Genomic DNA, 14,397 nt, shown 5'->3' on the forward strand with positions numbered 1-14,397 from the left:
GAATCCGGTTCCCCCACCGAGCCCGCTGATCTACGCTCGCCCGCATGCCACAGCCGATACGCCTTCACATCCACATCACCACCCTCCCGGGCCGCGGCCAGGAGCAGGTCGACGCCTACGAACGGCTCGCGCCGATCGTGCGGGCCGAGCAGGGGTGCCTGCAGTACGACCTGCACCGCGTCGCCGGCGACCCGGACCGCTTCGTCCTCGCCGAACTCTGGTCCTCGCGCGAGGCGTTGGCCGCCCATGACGCCACCCCGCACATGGTGGCCGCCGACGCCGCCAGCCCGGCGTTCCGGGCGGGCCGGGCGCAGGTGATCGAGATCGAGGCCGAGCCGGTGGCCTGAAAGGGCGAGGGCTCAGGCCCGGTACGCCGCCACGTACCGCTGCGGATCCGTCGGAGGACGCCGACTGGACCGCGCCGATCGCCGGCCCGCCCGGCGTCCTCCGGCCCTGCGTGGCGGCGGCCTGGTGCTCCCGGCCTCGGACACGGCGCCGGACCGGGCCACCCGCGAACGGCCACGCAGCGTGATGCCGCCGCCGAACAGCGGCACCCACCGGCCGCCGGGCACGGGAGGCATCGGCCGTGGGAGCTACGACCACCGGCCCCTGAACCCGATCAGCCCGGGATGAGCCCCTCGTCGCCGAGCAACTCGCGGACCTCCTCCAGCGAGGCGTCCGGAGGCGGGAGGATCAACTCGGAAGGCTCCAGCGCGTCATCCGGCAACGCGGTGCCGAGCCGGCGCACCGTGTCCAAGAGCGCCCCCAGGGTCCGCCGGAAGCCCTCCTCGTCGCCGCTCTCCATCTCCGCGAGCAGCTCGTCGTCGAGCGCGTTCAGCTCGGCGACGTGCGAATCGGCGAGCCTCACCTGCCCCTCGCCCATGATGCGCACGATCACCGTGGTCTCCTGTCCCGAAAGCGGCCACCGACACCGCGCCGGCGCCGCCCGCCAAGACCACCAGAGCGCACCCGTCCACCGCTCCGACATGCCACCCCGTTCACGCTCAGCGGACGCCCACCACTCCTTCGGCTGCGGCCCGGTCGACGTTCCCGACGGTCATCAGCACGTCCCGGCCGGATCGCCAGTGCGTCAACGAATCTCCGGTCACCTTCCGCACCGGCTCGGATTCGCCGACCCCTTCGAGCCTGAGCGCCATCCCGTCCTCGGAACAGCCGAGGTCCGCGAACGCGAAGGGCTCCATCAGGCTGGTCGCCCGGGTGTAGTGTCCGGCGAGCACGGTCCCCGGATACTGCCCGTGGCTGTCGGAGTCGCCATCACCGCCCACCGGACGTTGCGCTCCGAACGACGCCGGCGCCGTGGTGGTCGGACCGACGGAGCCCGCCGGCAGGAACGCCGCCTCGCAGATGCCGTTCCTGAGGGCAAGGACCACATCGGTGCCCGAGACCCGAGCCACTCCGAGTACCTTGGCCCGCCCCTTCGCCGGTGGGGCGTCGATGCCGCCCTGGACGGCCGCGTCCACGGGGGCAGCGGCCAGCCCGTTCAGCGGCCAGGGCGAGGGTGGCCCCTCCGGCCGGGACGCCCCGCCGCCGGTGCACGCAGCCGTGACGGCGGCCAGCGAGGCCATCACCACCATCGCGAGTCTTGTGGATCGCCCCATCTGCCCGACTCCCTCCTCCGCCACGCCGATCGACCCGACACAGGCGACTCTAGGAGTCGAGTACGCGCCCCGGCCCCCGATCTGAGCGACATTTGATGCACGCACCCCACCCCGACGGGACAGAGGACCCAGCGGGCGCCCGGCGCGCGTCAGGCGCCACACCGTGCCCCACCAGACGGGCCGCCCCCCGATGAGGACCGAACGACTCGTGCTCCGCGAGTCCGGGGCCGGAGACCGCGCGGTGGTGATCGAGCTCTTCGCCTCACCGGAGGTGGGTGCGTACGTCGGTGGCGCCCGGCCGCGTGACGAACTGGAGCGCGAGGTGCCGGGGCGGTGACAGCGTCGCTTCCACGGGCACAGGACGGCATGAACCGGCCCCAGCCTTGCCCCGAAGATCGCCGGGATGGCCCGCAGGCCACCCCGGCTCGCCCCGTCCGATCAAATCGTCCAGTTCACCGGGTAGTTGACGATCGGGGTGAACGTCACGCCGGCCGCCTCCGCCTCCGCTCGCGCGTCGACGGCCATCTCCTTCAGGGTGTCCAGCTGCGCCGCGTGTTCGACGGAGTCCCAGACGCTGACGTGGACGGCGGAGCCCTCCGGGGAGACGCCCGCGTAGAAGTGGATGAGGCCCGGGAGCCGCTTGACGGCCGGGATCAGGTACTCCGAGGTCCTCGTGTTCATCGCGTCGACCTCTTCGAACCGGCTCGGGTCGAAGGTGGCGCGCGAAACGCGGAAGTACGCGGTAGCAGGCAACGACTCGGTCATGGTGTCCCCCACCCATCGATGACTTACGTTCCGATGCCCCATCATAATTCAATGAGCACTCCGCACGCCAAGCCCGGACGGCCGAGGAACCCGGCCCTGGATCGGGCGATCCTGGTGGCCGGCGCCCGTCAGCTGGGCGAACTCGGCTACGCCCGCATGTCGTTGGAGTCCGTGGCGACCGCCGCGGGCACCACCGTGCCCAGCCTCCGGCGCCGGTACCCGAACAAGGCGGAGCTGGTCGCCGCCGTCATCGGCTCGCTCCGGGTCGACGGACCGCCCGCGCCCGCCGACGCACCGACCCCCCGTGCGCACGCCCTGGCGATCCTGGAGAACTTCCACGGCAACCTGCGGGCCATGCCCGCGTTGGCCGTCCTCGGCTCGCTGCTCGCCGAGGAGGAGCGCCACCCCGAACTGCTCGGCCTCTTCAGGACCCGCATCGTCGAGCCACGGCGCGCGCTGCTCAGGCAGGCTCTCGCCGCCGGCGACCTCCCGCACTCCGCCGACCTCGACGCCCTCACGAGCATGCTGATCGGATCCTTCTACGGCCAGTACGTCACCGCAGCCGGCATCCCCGACGACTGGCCGGACCGCATCCTGAGCACCATCTGGCCACCGACGCCCGGGTAGCGCCACCGGTTCGCCCCTGCCGCAGCCTCGTCCCAGGGGCCGGCGATAGGGTCGCCCCCAGGCAGCCGACATGTCAGCCTTTCTGGTCGGCAGGGCACGGTGGTGAGGGCCGCGGCGTGCGCGGCGCGGACCGCCCAACGGGGCGGCCGAGCAGGGGCGTTCGTGAGAGCGGTCACGCCTCCAGGCTCGCCGACCGGCGCCGGGGTCACGTCCTCCCGGAGGACCGACGACCTCCCCTCGGCGGGGGAGATCCGACGGGGGATCCGGAAGCGCTCAGTACTCGCCCTTGATCACGAAGAAGGAGCCGCGGATCTCGCCGGCCAGCTTCGACTTCTGGCGCGCGAACTTGAACTTCGACGCCAGCTCCTCGGGGACGTCCATGCCCTCCGAGAGCTTGAACCCCACCGCGCGCTTCCCCCCGTCCTCGATCCCGTACATCACGTTGATCGACAGGCCGGACTCGTAGAACACGTACATCATCCGGAATCCGCCCGCCTCGAAGGAGGTCACCTCCAGCGGACGGGAGCCGATGACGATGCCGCGCTCCTCGGACAGGATGCGGTTCACCAGGTCGAGCACCTCCGGCGCCTCGTCGGCGGGAAGGACGGTGAACTCGTGGTCGTACTTGTTCTTGAAGTAGCGCGCCTCGTTGGCACGCAGCCCGGCGAGTGCCTCCGCCACCGGCGACGACTCCAGGCCGACGGTGGAGACGTTCTTGAAGTCGACGGCGTACGGCATGGTTCCTCCTGGTCAACGTGTCCGGCTGTGGATCACCGGTGCCGGATCTTCCCGGCGACGTGTTCACGCTACGTCGCGGGCCGCCGTGCGGCTTCTCGATTCCTGATCGATCGGGGACGGGAGACCGGCGGGACACCGGCGGGACTCCGGCACCGGGCGACGTCATGCCGGGCTGTCGGTCCTCCGTAGCGCCTGGTGGCGGAATTCCCGGGGCGTCATGCCGAAGCGCGCGCGGAAACTCCGACGGGCCGCCCAGGCCGTGCCGCGCGGCGATCCGGTGCGCCGGGTCGCCGCGCAGCGCCGGATCGGCGAGGTCGGCCCGGCAGCGCTCGAGCCGCCGGTGGCGGATCCAGGCGGCCACCGTCATCCCGTTCGGGCGGTAGATCCGGTAGAGCTGGCTCGGCGAGATGTGGTGGGCGGCGGCGATCAGGTCGGCCGTCAGCTCCCGGTCGGACAGGTGCTGCTCGACGAACCGGTCGATCCGGGCGGTCAGGGCCGTGCTCCGGGCCTCCGGCTCGAGCCGGGTCTCGGCCTCGGTCAGGCCCGCCACCGTGGCCGCCACCAGGTCGAGGCGCTGCTCGACGGCTTCACGCCGGAGGCGATCCGGACGGTCCAGGCGGGCCTGGCCCGCAGCGAGTCGGAGGGCCAACGCCGGATGCTGGCGCTGCACGGCGGCCGCGCCGACGCCCTGGAGATCACGCTCAACCTCTGGGCCGGCATCGGCCTGGTCCGCGGCGGGGCGGGCACGGCCCTGGTGGGCGACCACCGGGAGGTGGCCGCCCGGATCACCGAGTACTACCGGCTCGGCATCGACGAGTTCGTACTCTCGGGGATCCCGCACCTGGAGGAGGCGTACTGGTTCGGCGACGGCGTCCTGCCGCTGCTCGCCGACCAGGGCCTGTGGACCCACCCGTCCCGCAGCTGACGCGCGGCCGGCCGTGGAAGCCCACGGCCTGCCGCACTCAGGAGGCGCAGCCGGCTTCGCGCAGCGGCGCCTGCGCACCCGGGTCCGCGAGGCGGGTGCGCTCCGCCCAGGCGGCCACCGGCGGTCCTGCCGCGCCCAGGGCCGCGAAGAAGCAGCCGAGGAGCAGCCACCCCGAGTGTCCGAGCGTGAGGACGGCCCCGGTCAGGATCACGGGCGCGAGCGCTTGGCCCGCGCCGAAGCCGATGCCGAGGAGGCCCTGGTACTGCCCCTGGGCGTGATCGGGTGCGAGACCGTAGCCGAGCGCGTAGCCGCCCGAGGACTCCCACACCTCTCCGATGCTGTGGACGCACACGGCCAGCCCCGCGAGCCCCGGGGCCACCCAGGCTGGGACGTCGGCCGTCAGCGCCATCAGCGGACAGCTGACCAGGAACAGGAACCCGGCGAGGCGGAAGGCCCGGCCGCCCTGCCGCGGGATCTCCACCTTCGAGCCGAGCCGGCTCTGGAACAGCACGCAGACGCCGCTGTTGATCGCGTAGACCGCGGCCACGGTCCAGCGCGGTGCGTCGGTGTGCGCGGTGAGCCAGATCGGCAGGAGGAGCGAGACCGTCTGGTACTGCAGGCCCATGGCGCTGTGGAGCGCCACGAAGGACACGTACGGCCGGTCGGTCAGGACGGACCACCGGCGGTGTTCCTCCGGCCGCGGCAGGGGCCGGTAGTCCGGGACGCCCAGGAACGCGATCACTCCGGCGCAGGCGAAGCTGGCGGCGTTGGCGAGGATGAGCCCGGTGTAGGCGGCGCGCGTGTCGAGCTGGATGGCGACGGCCGCGCCCAGGGTGCCGACGACGACGCCGAGGTTGACGAAGGTCCGGAGCCTGGCCCGGAAGGCGGCCGCCGTTCACCCCCGACCCGTGCGATGAGCGCACCGCCCGCGGCGCTGCCCGCCGTGGCGGCCAGCCGGTCCAGCGTGGCGACGAGCGCGAACGCGAACCAGCCGTCGATGAGGACGAACGCCGCCATCGTGACGGCCTGCAGCACGAGGCTCGTCAGCCACACCGCGCGCGGCCCGTACCGGTCGGCGAGGTTCCCCGCCGGCACTCCGGCCACCAGCCCGCAGAGGCCGGCGATCGTCAGGCCCGCGCCCACCTGCGCGGCGGGCAGGTGGACGACGAACGTGAAGTAGAGGACGGCGGCGGTGTTGAAGAGGCCGTTGCCCACCCTGTTGACGAAACCGGCGGCGATCAGAGCCCTCTCCGGCCCAGCCCGCGCCCCGCTTCGCACCCGCTCCCCGGACCTCCTCATGATCATGCCGATCACGCTAACAGGGGCCCTCCCGGCCTTCGTCGCTCCGCCCTCCGATGCTCCGTCAGCTCCATGTCTCAGAAGGGCTTTCGCGACCTGGTATCTTCCCAGCCGTGACCCCCGACACCACTGCTCTCGTCTCCCGCCTCGGCCGCCCCCTCCGGCTGATCGTCACGGGGGGCGGGACCGGCGGACACACCTACCCGGCCCTCACCGCCGTCCGCACGCTGCGCGCGCGGCTCGCCGCGGCCGGGGGTGCCCTGGACGTGCTGTGGATCGGCACCGCCGCCGGGCTCGAAGCCCGGGTCGCCGGCTCCGAGGGCATCCCGTTCAGGACCGTCGCCACCGGGAAGATCCGCCGCAGTGCCAATCCGCTCAAGCTGATCTCACCGGCCAACGTCAAGGACATGGGCCGCGTCCCGCTCGGGGTCGCCCAGGCGCGCACCGCCGTCGCGGAGTTCGACCCGGACGTCGTGCTCGGCACCGGCGGCTACGTCGCGGTGCCGGTCGGGATGGCCGCCCGGATGTGCCACCGGCCGCTGGTCGTCCACGAGCAGACCGTCCGGCTCGGCCTGGGCAACCGGGCGCTGGCCCGCATGGCGACCCGCGTCGCCGTCTCCTCCGAGTCCACGCTGGGGTTCCTGCCCGACTCCGCCCGGCCCCATGCCGTGGTCACCGGGAACCCGGTGCGTCCCGAGGTGCTGACCGGCCGGGGTGACAAGGCCGTGCAGACGCTCGGCCTGTGGGGCTTCGATCGCGAGGCGCCCACCGTGTACGTCACCGGCGGCGCCCAGGGCTCGCAGCAGATCAACCAGTTGATCAGCGACATCCTGCCGTGGCTGCTCGGCCACGCCAACGTGATCCACCAGTGCGGGCCCGCCCACGAAGCCGGACTGCGCGCGCGGGTCGCCGCGCTGCCGGCGCACATCCGCGCCCGGTACCTGGTGTCCGGCTTCATCGGCCCGGAGCTGCCGGACGTCCTCGCGCTCGCCGACGTCGTGGTCTCCCGCAGCGGTGCCGGGACGCTCGCCGAGCTGACCGCGCTCGGCAGGGCGGCGGTGTTCATCCCGCTGGCCGGCAGCGCCGGGAACGAGCAGGAGCACAACGCCCGGCACCTCGCGGACGCCGGCGCGGCCGTCGCGCTGATCGGCCCCGCCACCTCCGACGCCTTGCAGGACACGATCGGCCCGCTGCTCACCGACCCGGCCCGCCGCGCCGAGATCGCGCGGCGGGCCCGTGAGCACGGCCGCCCGGACGCGGCCGAACGGCTGGTGGACGTGCTGCTGTCGGTCCTGGACCGTTAGGCGACGTCGGTCAGCACACCGGCCAATCCGTCCAGCAGGGCCCGGTTGGTCTCCCGGGCCAGTGGGGTGTCCACGTGGATGGTGTTGACGAACAGGCCGTCGTCGGTGCGGTGCAGCCAGTGCAGGAGCCCGTTGCAGCCGGAGACCCAGACGTGCAGCCGGGCCCGCTGGGCGGCGTGCAGGTCGGCACCGGGCAGGCGGCGGAAGTCGATGTAGGAGAAGAAGTTCACCGCGTGCGGCCAGTAGTGCAGTCGCGCGTACTCGGCCGGGGCGAGCAGCCGCCACGCCTTCACGAAGTGCACTCCGGCGTGGGCCTGCGCACGCCCGTAGGCGTCCTGGGCAGCGGTCAGCACGTCGGCGAAGCCGGCCCGCTCCCCGACCGGGAACTCGATCGGCAGGGTGTTGATGAACCACCCCATGGACTCGGCGTAGACGCCCCGGCCGCGCTCGTTGACCGGCACCAGCCCCCGGTACTCCGCCGGTCCGCCCAACTGCCGCAGGGCGAGCGCGACGCCCGCGAGCAGTCCCATGGACAGCCGCCCGCCACGGGCCCGGCAGGCGGCGCCGAACTCCTCGGTCTGGCGGGCGGTCAGCAGCCGTTCGGTGCTGGCCAGCGGCGCGTACAGCCGGCCGGGCCGCACGCCGAGGTCGAGAGGGAAGCGCGGGAACAGGCCGTCGTTGCGGTCACGGAAGTCCCGCCAGTAGTCCAGCCGCGCGTCGTCGGCGTTCATCGCCCGGTTGGCGCGGCGCTGGGTGCGGCTGAACTCCAGGTAGCTGCCGGGCTCCTGCTCCTGGGCGAGGCCCCGGTAGGCGGTGGCGATGTCGTTGACGGCGATCGCGCTGGAGAGGCCGTCGGTGACGAGGTGGTCGCACGAGAACCAGACCGTGGTCGACTCCGGCCGCACGACCGCGCCCATCGTGATCAGCGGCCAGGCGAGCGTGTCCACCTCCCGGAACGCCTCGTGGAGGTGCCCGGTGACCTCGGCGGGAGTCTCCAGCGGGCCGACGTAGTCGTGCTTGAGGGCCACCTCGTCGGGCGTCAGGACCTCGCAGCCCAGGTCCCCGCCGAGCGGCTGGTAGACCGCCCGGAGCACCTCGTGCCTCCGCACCAGGTGGAGAAACGCTCCTTCCAGCGCGTCCAGATCCACCCGTCCGGGGAGGTCGAAGCTGGCCGCGACGTAGGACCGGATCGGTTCGTCGATGCTCTGGGCGTGCTGTGCCACGGTGAAATGTTTCGCCTGGTTGTACCCGGTCGTCCGGCGAGGGGCGGGCCCACCGTCGCCGGTCAGGGAGACCAGGTGCCACCGATGGGCCTCGCCCGGGTCGATCTCGGAGTCCTCGACTGAGATTTGGAGCATTCCGCCTTCTTCTGCCTGTCGTCGCCGGGTGGTGTCCACAGCAGTCGCGCACCGGCCTACCAATCGATGCCGTACCAACCGGCCCAGCCGGTCATCGGATACGGCCACCGGGTACGGCCGTCGCCCGATCGGGTGACGGGCGCGGGGGCCGTCACCGGCACTGTCGAGGGAACGGTGCGGCGTCCGGGCACGGCGTTCGGGCGCGACGTACGGGCGCTCGATCACTGCCAGGGGTGTGAACGTTCGTGCTCGCGCCGTACGAGGGGCGAAAGCGACTCACGTCGATCCGCGCGCCCCACGATCCGGCTCCGGCTCCGCGTCCGCCGCCGCCTCCGGCAGTGCTCCCGCAGTCCGCTGAGCAGGTGCTTTGCCCCGTCCGCCCTCGCGCCGTCGGAGCAGCCGGTGGGGCGGTCGGATGAACTGCCAGGCATGCGTATTCCTTTCCGGACCGGGCGGATCGCCTGGGTCCTGGCCCTGGTGGCGGGCTCGCTGTTCAGCAGCAGCGTGATGGCGCCACCGGCCCAGGCCGCGATCTCCCTCACCAAGAGCGTGGACAAGGCGACCGCCGATCATCGACTCGGCTCTGCAGCCTTCCACCTCACCGCCAGCCCGAACCCCAGATCGTCGAAGTGGGCTCCTCGACATCGCCGAAGACCGGGCCGTCTCACGCGAGCCCGAGCGGACCGTTGACCCCGGAATCGGTGATCCCGCAGGCGTGATCCCGCAGGCGTGACAGCGAACCCGGACCCGGAGGTCCGTGATACCACCCTGTGCCGGGAGCCTCAGGACGGGTTCGAGGTCGCGGTGCCCGGCGACGAGGACTTCGTGGGGCTGCCCGGGGCGGACGGGGACGCAGTGGGGGGCTTCGGCGCGACCTGAAGACCGGTGACGTGGCCGTCCGCGGTGAGGAAGTACTGGAGTCCGGCGTAGCCGGGCGTGACCAGGATTCCCTGGGTCATCTTGGGCAGTTGGCTGGAGCGGGCGAGTTCGGTGCCGTCCTGGGCCCTGCGCCACACCACCTGCTCGGTGTCGTACTTCTTGAGTCCCTGGAAGAACTTCACCGGGATGTCGGTGCCGATCAGGACGCGCTGGTCCTTGGGGCCGAGCAGGGTGGTGAAGCCGAGGGTCGTCTGATCCTGCGTCCACGCCACCGACAGCGTGCCGTTCGTCAGGTCGAGCCCGGCCAGCTTGCCCGCTCCCGCGTCCATCGCGTAAACGCGGTTGTTCTCGGGGTCGACCGAGACCATCGACGGGATGAAGCTGTTCTTGCTGCCGCTGTTCGCGAACGGCTGGACGTTCGCCACCTTGGTCGAGTCGCTCTGGGAGACGGCCACGACGCTCATGGGCGTGGAGGTCGGCTTCCCGCCGTTGGTCATCGCGACGACGTAGTCGTTGACGACGGCCATGGCGGACGCGGCGGTCTGGCCGTCCTTGAGGTAGCTCACGGGCCCCCACGTCGGGTCGGGGGCGAAGGCGTTGCTCTGGAAGGCGTAGCGGTAGAGCTTGGTCGCCCCCGGCAGGTAGATCTCCTGCGTGCCGTCGAGCGTCGAGGTGGTGATGCGGCCGCCCATCATCTCCGGCAGCGTGACCTCGGTGAGCACCTGGAGGCTCTTCGGGTCGATGGCCACCATGATCGAGGGCGGCACGGCCGTCGGGTCGGGGCAGTTGAGGAAGGCGCTGAACCCCTGCTCGGTGCATCCGGGCTGGCGGTTGACGGTCTTGGCGACGATCGTCCCGTCGGGGAGCGCGTCGTAGCCGTTGTACGCCGTGTCGCGCGGGGCCGAGCCCCCGGTGGGGAGCGTGGTGCGGGCGAGGACCGCGCCCGTCGCCGGGTCGATGCGGGCGATGTGGTAGCCGTAGATGACCACCAGGCTGCCGTCCGCCAGGACGTTCAGGACACCGGGGTAGTCCCATTCGTCGGTCGCGTCGGTGTTGATGAGCACCCGGCGCCAGACCTCGTTGAAGGTGCCGGGCTCGACGCGCGAGACGAACGAGCCGGACGCGGCCGGGTCGTCGCCGTAGCCGCCGCCGTAGGCGTAGAGCTCGTCGGGGCCGCGGTCCACGATGTTGTACGGAGTCGCGTAGACCTGCTGCGAGCTGTGGGCGTAGACCTGGTTGTTCGACGGGGCGCCCTGGAAGTGCGCACAGGCGTAGAGGTGTGTCCGGTGGGAGTCGTGGACCTCGAACGCGGCGATGGTCGGGTACCAGGGGGCGTTGCCCTCGGCGGCCGCACAGGACTGCTCCCCGGGGACAAGCGTGGGGTCACCCACCAGCGGACCTCCGGCGGCCACGACGTCGGCGGGCGGGGAGCTCTGGTGCGCGTCGGCCACCCGCGTTCCCGGCCCGGAACTGGAACAGGCGGTGAGCCCGAGGACCAGGGCCACGACGAGTGCTGCCGGCCGGGCAACGGACAACCGGTGCGGCATGGCGGGGCTCCTCGGGCTTCTCGGGCTTCTGACGTGGGATCGACGTGCCCGACCTACGGCGCGGCCGACGCCCGGACCGCCGCCCACGCTCGCAGCGCGGCCCCGACCGGCCCCGCCGCCACGCCGGGCCGATCACCCGGGTGGGCGCGGCCGCCGATGAACGGAACGACGAGCTCCCGGATCTGATCGACGAGGCCGACGCCGGCTGACCCACCCGAACCGGGATCGGGCGAGGCGCGGGAGTCGGTCCGTCGGGTTCTCGTGCACCTGACGGGTGACCGGCGCCTGCCGAGGCCGGAGTCGTCCGTCGTCCGCTAGCCGTGGACCAGGCGGCGCATGATGCTCATGAGCTCGTCGGGCGGGGAGATGCTCAATGACCGGCTCTCGGGGTCGAGGACGGTGATCGACGTCAGGGTGCCCGCCCGCCACCAGAACACCCGTGGCGAGAGGCTTCCGGGGCCGTCCTCGTAGGCGCCCAGACCGAACCGGGCCAGCGAGTTGACGGCCTCGCCCACGTGCCGGTCGGCGAGCGGGTAGAAGACGAGGTTGTGCCGGTTGGGGACGACGACCAGCACGCCCTCGGGCGGTATCGGCGGGCCGCCGGCGGCGCGGACCGCCTCCTCGAAGACGAGCAGCTTGCTGGCGGCGAACGCCGAGTCGGGGTGGCCGAGGATGTGGAGGACCGCGCCGTCGGGGAGGTCCCACGTGTCGTAGGTGATCGGGGAGTCGAGCAGGTTGGTGCGCGCGGCGGCGTCGAGGACGTCCCGGTCGACGAGGGCCACGTCGCGGTCGTCGAGCACGCGGACGCTCTCCGGGGAGTCCAGAGCGATGCCGACCAGGAGGTCCGTGGCCAGCGGGCGCAGGTAGCCGAAGTGCTCCCGTGCCCCGGCGGGGATCGACTCCTCGGCGACCAGCCGCAGGTACACACTGCCCAGCGGGTCCTCGGCCTCACCGTCGGTCTCGCGCCGGGGCGGCGGCGACCATCCCGGCAGGTAGTCGGAGCGCACGTCGAGTGCCCACCCGTGCACCCGGACCGCGAGGGCGGCCAGGGCCAGGATGCCGAGCGGCAGCAGGGTCCTCGGGGCCGGGTCGGCGTCCAGGCCGTCCCGGTACTCGACGAGCCGCGCCGCCAGGGCCTGCTCGAAGGCGTGCTGGTCGTCGTCGAGGAGGACGCGCAGCAGTCGCTGGTCCGCGGTCGGGGCGGCGACGGCGTCCAGTCGCCCGGCCGCCTCGGCGAGTTCGTCGGGCTCCGGTTTGCGCAGGGTGACGGCGGGCCAGTCGCGGGGCAGGTGTCCGCTCGCCTCGGTCAGGTAGGGGCACAGCGCGTCCATCGCGGCGAGGTCCGCCGGGTCCGACACCGACGTCAGCAGCGAGTACGGCACGCCGTTGCGGATCGCCGGCGCGTAGTCGGACCGCAGCAGCAGGCCGATGGCCCGGTCGCGCTCCCACAGCAGCTTGCTGACCAGGCACGCCTCGAAGGCATCGAGCCACGTCCGGGCCGTGGGGGCCTGGTCGGCGACGGCACCGAAGGAGACGTCGTCGTTGGTCAACTTCTCGCCGATCAGCGGGAAGAGGACCTCCTGGTCGCCGTCCGGGAAGCAGCCGGCGCTCAGTGCCCCCAACGCCATCTCCGCTGCCGTGCGCAGGACGACGGCGGCGGAGGGCTCCGCCTCGGCCGCGCGCTCGACGGTACGGGCGGCGACGTGGTCGAGGAGCTCGTCCCGCAGCGCCAGCATCCGCTGCGGGGACGGGCCCTTGCTCCACATCTCGTACCACCGGTGGTTGGTCCGCTCGACGATGAGACCGAGCGCTTCGGCGACCCGCCGCCCGTCGACCGCGTGACGCGTGATCCCGCGCATCGCTGCCGCCCCTCCTGTTGATCTTCACTGCCGAACGGCACGCTAGCAGCAGGGACTGACACCGCTCCGCCACGTCCGGGAGCCGCTCAGTCCAGGTGGGCGGCGTTGAGTTACTCCCCCGGGAGCGCATGAGAGACGGGCGGTCGGCCGCGAACCCGTCGAGCGCCCGGGCCGCGGCCAGAGTGAGGGGCGTCACGGCGCCGGGCGATCGGGTAGTACGGATGATCTTCCATTGACTAGTGTGAACCATCGGATCGTGGACGGCCGTTCACGAGTGCGATGTGTGCACGGTCCACGCCACAGAGGACCTGAAAGCGAGTCACCAGCAGATGCAACCGACGTTCGTACTGGTTCACGGAGCCTTCTCGAACTCCTTCTCCTTCGCCCCGCTCCAGGCCGAACTCGGCCTCCTCGGGCACCGTTCGGTCGCCGTCGACCTGCCCGGTCACGGGTTCGCCGCGACGTACCCGCGGGCCTACCAGGCACCGCAGGACCTCGACGCGCTCGCCACCGCGCCCGGGGCCATCAAGGGCGTGACGCTCGCCGACAACGCCGCACACCTCATCGGGATCCTGGAGCGGGCCAAGCAGAACGGGCCCGTCATCCTCGTCTCGCACAGCCGCGGCGGCATGACGGCCACCGTCACGGCCAACCAGCGCCCCGACCTGATCGACCGCATCGTCTACGTCTCCTCGTGGGCCCCCGTCGACCTCACCGTCGGCGCCTACTACGCCGAGCCCGAGATGGCCACGGTCGACCTCGCGGCCATGGGCGCGGCAATGGTCGCGAACCCCGCCGAACTGGGCCTGCTGCGCTCCAACTTCCGCACCGCCGACCCGGGCGTCCTCGCGGGCTTCAAGGCGGCCTTCCTCGCCGACGGCACGGACGACGAGTTCCTGGCCCTCCTCAACACCTTCCAGCCCGACGAGAACCTCGATGCCGGCACCGACGACGACCGGGCCCGGCACGACAGCTGGGGCCGGATCCCCAAGACGTACGTCCGGCTGACCGAGGACACCAGCCTGCCGCTCGCCCTCCAGGACCGGATGATCCGCGAGGGCGACGCACTGACGCCGGACAACCCGTACGACGTCCGCACGCTGACCAGCAGCCACCTGAAGTGGCTCGTCGACCCGGCCCCGGCGGCCCGGGTCCTGGGCGAGCTCGTCGCCCTCCTGCCCGCCGGGCAGTGACCCGGGGGGCCCTGAACTCCCCGCCCAGGACACCGGGAGGCCGTCCGCCGCGCGCGATCCCCGCGCCGGCGGGCGGCCTCCGGACGTGCTCGCGACGGTGGCGGTGGACAACAAGCCCATGGAGTACTACGCACTGCCGCTAATCGAACAGCTGCATGCCGCCGGACCGCGACGAGTACGCCGTGGCGGACGTCCTGGCCAACGAACTGCCGGCCCCCGCGCTCGCAAGGGCACCACCCGCGAGGTCGGAGAAGCCCGACGGGCGGCCGCCAATCACGTCGTTC

The 14,397-nt window shown here is 72.3% G+C and carries 15 protein-coding genes and 1 pseudogene; 7 read left to right on the forward strand and 9 right to left on the reverse strand.

Annotated features, from left to right (window positions below; genetic code table 11):
* Window positions 1–44: 44 nt before the first annotated feature.
* The gene (locus tag PUR71_RS09860) at window positions 45–347 is read left to right on the forward strand and encodes a putative quinol monooxygenase (protein ID WP_329926160.1); all 303 of its coding nucleotides are present in this window, start codon (window positions 45–47) and stop codon (window positions 345–347) included.
* Window positions 348–619: 272 nt separating this feature from the next.
* On the opposite strand, the gene pspAA is transcribed toward PUR71_RS09860, so the two are convergent.
* On the reverse strand, window positions 620–898 hold the full coding sequence (gene pspAA / locus PUR71_RS09865; RefSeq protein ID WP_329926162.1) for a PspA-associated protein PspAA: 279 nt from the start codon (window positions 896–898) through the stop codon (window positions 620–622).
* A gap of 106 nt (window positions 899–1,004) precedes the next feature.
* Window positions 1,005–1,481, reverse strand: a complete 477-nt coding sequence (locus PUR71_RS09870; protein ID WP_329926164.1) for a hypothetical protein — start codon at window positions 1,479–1,481, stop codon at window positions 1,005–1,007.
* 328 nt (window positions 1,482–1,809) lie between these two features.
* Here PUR71_RS09870 and PUR71_RS09875 point away from each other — a divergent pair, with 328 nt between their 5' ends.
* Window positions 1,810–1,956 carry a hypothetical protein gene (locus tag PUR71_RS09875; protein ID WP_443077415.1) on the forward strand — a complete coding sequence of 49 codons (147 nt, stop codon included), beginning with the start codon at window positions 1,810–1,812 and terminating at the stop codon, window positions 1,954–1,956.
* A gap of 101 nt (window positions 1,957–2,057) precedes the next feature.
* On the opposite strand, the gene PUR71_RS09880 is transcribed toward PUR71_RS09875, so the two are convergent.
* Complete coding sequence (locus tag PUR71_RS09880) at window positions 2,058–2,384, reverse strand: hypothetical protein (protein ID WP_329926166.1); 327 nt, start codon at window positions 2,382–2,384, stop codon at window positions 2,058–2,060.
* Between the two features lie 51 nt (window positions 2,385–2,435).
* On the opposite strand from PUR71_RS09880, the gene PUR71_RS09885 reads away from it, so the two are divergent.
* Complete coding sequence (locus tag PUR71_RS09885) at window positions 2,436–3,011, forward strand: TetR/AcrR family transcriptional regulator (protein WP_329926168.1); 576 nt, start codon at window positions 2,436–2,438, stop codon at window positions 3,009–3,011.
* A gap of 273 nt (window positions 3,012–3,284) precedes the next feature.
* Here PUR71_RS09885 and PUR71_RS09890 read toward each other — a convergent pair whose 3' ends face one another.
* Entirely contained in the window at window positions 3,285–3,749 is a 465-nt protein-coding gene (locus PUR71_RS09890; RefSeq protein WP_329926170.1) for a phage tail protein, read from the reverse strand.
* 574 nt (window positions 3,750–4,323) lie between these two features.
* Between PUR71_RS09890 and PUR71_RS09895 the strand changes: the two are divergent.
* Window positions 4,324–4,674, forward strand: a pseudogene (locus PUR71_RS09895) (LLM class flavin-dependent oxidoreductase); the annotation flags it as partial.
* A 37-nt stretch (window positions 4,675–4,711) separates the two neighbouring features.
* Here the strand turns inward: PUR71_RS09895 and PUR71_RS09900 are convergent.
* Together PUR71_RS09900 and PUR71_RS09905 are read right to left on the reverse strand one after the other, a co-directional pair.
* The gene (locus PUR71_RS09900) at window positions 4,712–5,506 is read right to left on the reverse strand and encodes an MFS transporter (protein ID WP_329926262.1); all 795 of its coding nucleotides are present in this window, start codon (window positions 5,504–5,506) and stop codon (window positions 4,712–4,714) included.
* Entirely contained in the window at window positions 5,413–5,979 is a 567-nt protein-coding gene (locus PUR71_RS09905; protein ID WP_329926264.1) for an MFS transporter, read from the reverse strand. The genes PUR71_RS09900 and PUR71_RS09905 overlap by 94 nt, the downstream gene beginning before the upstream one ends.
* A gap of 107 nt (window positions 5,980–6,086) precedes the next feature.
* On the opposite strand from PUR71_RS09905, the gene PUR71_RS09910 reads away from it, so the two are divergent.
* On the forward strand, window positions 6,087–7,277 hold the full coding sequence (locus tag PUR71_RS09910) for a UDP-N-acetylglucosamine--N-acetylmuramyl-(pentapeptide) pyrophosphoryl-undecaprenol N-acetylglucosamine transferase (RefSeq protein WP_329926172.1): 1,191 nt from the start codon (window positions 6,087–6,089) through the stop codon (window positions 7,275–7,277).
* On the opposite strand, the gene PUR71_RS09915 is transcribed toward PUR71_RS09910, so the two are convergent.
* A complete protein-coding gene (locus PUR71_RS09915; protein ID WP_329926174.1) occupies window positions 7,274–8,635 on the reverse strand; it encodes a condensation domain-containing protein in 1,362 nt (453 codons plus the stop codon). The genes PUR71_RS09910 and PUR71_RS09915 overlap by 4 nt on opposite strands.
* A gap of 782 nt (window positions 8,636–9,417) precedes the next feature.
* The gene (locus tag PUR71_RS09920) at window positions 9,418–11,061 is read right to left on the reverse strand and encodes a hypothetical protein (protein ID WP_329926175.1); all 1,644 of its coding nucleotides are present in this window, start codon (window positions 11,059–11,061) and stop codon (window positions 9,418–9,420) included.
* A gap of 44 nt (window positions 11,062–11,105) precedes the next feature.
* On the opposite strand from PUR71_RS09920, the gene PUR71_RS09925 reads away from it, so the two are divergent.
* The gene (locus PUR71_RS09925; protein WP_329926177.1) at window positions 11,106–11,270 is read left to right on the forward strand and encodes a hypothetical protein; all 165 of its coding nucleotides are present in this window, start codon (window positions 11,106–11,108) and stop codon (window positions 11,268–11,270) included.
* A 105-nt stretch (window positions 11,271–11,375) separates the two neighbouring features.
* Here the strand turns inward: PUR71_RS09925 and PUR71_RS09930 are convergent, their stop codons facing one another.
* The gene (locus PUR71_RS09930) at window positions 11,376–12,920 is read right to left on the reverse strand and encodes an immunity 49 family protein (protein ID WP_329926179.1); all 1,545 of its coding nucleotides are present in this window, start codon (window positions 12,918–12,920) and stop codon (window positions 11,376–11,378) included.
* A 329-nt stretch (window positions 12,921–13,249) separates the two neighbouring features.
* On the opposite strand from PUR71_RS09930, the gene PUR71_RS09935 reads away from it, so the two are divergent.
* Window positions 13,250–14,113, forward strand: coding sequence for an alpha/beta fold hydrolase (locus tag PUR71_RS09935; RefSeq protein ID WP_329926181.1), 864 nt, complete (start codon window positions 13,250–13,252; stop codon window positions 14,111–14,113).
* The last annotated feature ends 284 nt before the right edge of the window (window positions 14,114–14,397 follow it).

This window comes from Streptomyces sp. SP17BM10 (assembly GCF_036322405.1).
Taxonomy (GTDB): Bacteria; Actinomycetota; Actinomycetes; order Streptomycetales; family Streptomycetaceae; genus Kitasatospora.